This is a genomic window from Streptomyces sp. NPDC059224 (assembly GCF_042754285.1).
Classification (GTDB): Bacteria; Actinomycetota; Actinomycetes; order Streptomycetales; family Streptomycetaceae; genus Streptomyces.
This window is the reverse complement of record NZ_JBHZAN010000107.1, coordinates 1-1,532: the sequence shown is the minus strand read 5'-3', so window position 1 is coordinate 1,532 and position 1,532 is coordinate 1. Positions and strand designations below refer to the sequence as shown.

General features: G+C 68.7%; 1 protein-coding gene. It reads left to right on the top strand.

Going from position 1 to position 1,532, the window contains the following annotated elements; all coding sequences use genetic code 11:
• The first annotated feature begins 57 nt into the window (after positions 1-57).
• Positions 58-1,266: an IS4 family transposase gene (locus ACFXI4_RS44655; RefSeq protein WP_385003432.1), complete on the top strand. Its 1,209-nt coding sequence runs from the start codon at positions 58-60 to the stop codon at positions 1,264-1,266.
• Positions 1,267-1,532: the final 266 nt, after the last annotated feature.

Sequence of the window (1,532 nt, the reverse complement as noted above, 5' to 3'; positions counted from 1 at the left end):
CAATACCAGTGACTTAAGGCTGCTTCCTGGTAGGGTGCGTGGTGGGGAGGTGCTGGGATGCCACGGCCGGGGCAGGTCAAGCCGGAGACGGATGAGCGGTTGTCGGATCGGATCGCGGTCGGGCTGCTGACGCGGTCGTTCCCGCCGGAGCTGGTGGACCGGGTGGTGGTCGAGTGTGGGAGGTCCGGGCAGCGTAACCGGCTGCTGCCGCCGCGCGTGGTGGTCTACTTCGTGCTGGCGATGTGTTTGTTCTCCGGTCAGGGCTATGAAGAGGTCGCTCGGCTGCTGACGCACGGGCTGACCTGGGCGAAACGCTGGTCGGGTTCGTGGCAGGTGCCGACGACGGCGGCGATTTCGAGAGCGCGCGTGAAACTGGGCCCGGAGCCCCTGAAGGCCCTGTTCGATCAGGTGGCCCGGCCGTTGGCGACCGAGGCGACTCGGGGTGCCTTCTATGGCCGGTGGCGGCTGATGGCCATTGACGGCACGGTCTTCGACGTTCCGGACAGTCAGGAGAACGCGGCGCACTTCGGGCGCCCGAAAACCCACCGCACTCAGCGGTGCGCGTACCCGCAGGTGCGGGTGGTCGCGCTGGCCGAGTGCGGCACCCACTCCATCACCACGGCGGCTCTGGGCCCGTTCACCACATCCGAACCCGCCCTGGCCCGTGAGCTGTTCGGCCACCTGGGCGGGGACGATCTGCTGCTGGCCGATCGCGGGTTCACCGGCTTGGAGCTGTGGCGGGCGGCTGCGGCCGGCGGTGCGGATCTGCTGTGGCGCATCCGTGCCCACCAGGTGCTGCCGGTCCGCGAAGAGCTGCCCGACGGCTCGTATCTGTCCGAGATCGTCGCGGCCAAGGACCACCGCAAGCGTGCCGACCCGGAAGTGGTGCGGGTGATCGAGTACACCCTGGACGATCCCGGGCGGCCCGAGCAGGACACTCCTTACCGGCTGATCACCACGATCCTCGCCCCCGAGGCCGCCCCCGCCACCGAATTGGCAGCCCTTTACCACCAGCGGTGGGAGTTCGAGAACACGCTGGATGAGCTGAAGACACACCAACGCGGACCCACTCAGGTCCTGCGCTCCCGCTCGCCCGAAGGCGTCGAGCAGGAGGTCTGGGCGCACCTGCTGGTCCACCACGCCATCCGCACCCTCATGCACGACGCCGCCGAGCAGGCCGGCCTCGATCCCGACCGGCTCTCCTTCACCCGCAGCATCCGCCTCGCGCGACGCCAGGTCACCGCGCAGGCGGCCTTTTCCCCCTGACCACCTGGCCGCAGCCCTCACCGTCGGACTTCGCGAGATCACCGCACGCCTGTTACCCACCCGCCGCAGACGCTCCAACCCCCGCGTCGTCAAACGCAAGATGTCCAATTTCGGCGTCAAACGCGACGAGCACTACACGTGGCCCCAGCCCACCCGGGACCCCGCAAACGCCGTGACCATCGCCCCCCACTGGCGCACCGCCCCGATCAACCCACCGCCCAGCAACCCCCGAAACAGAGACCCCATCCCTTAAGTCACTGGTATTG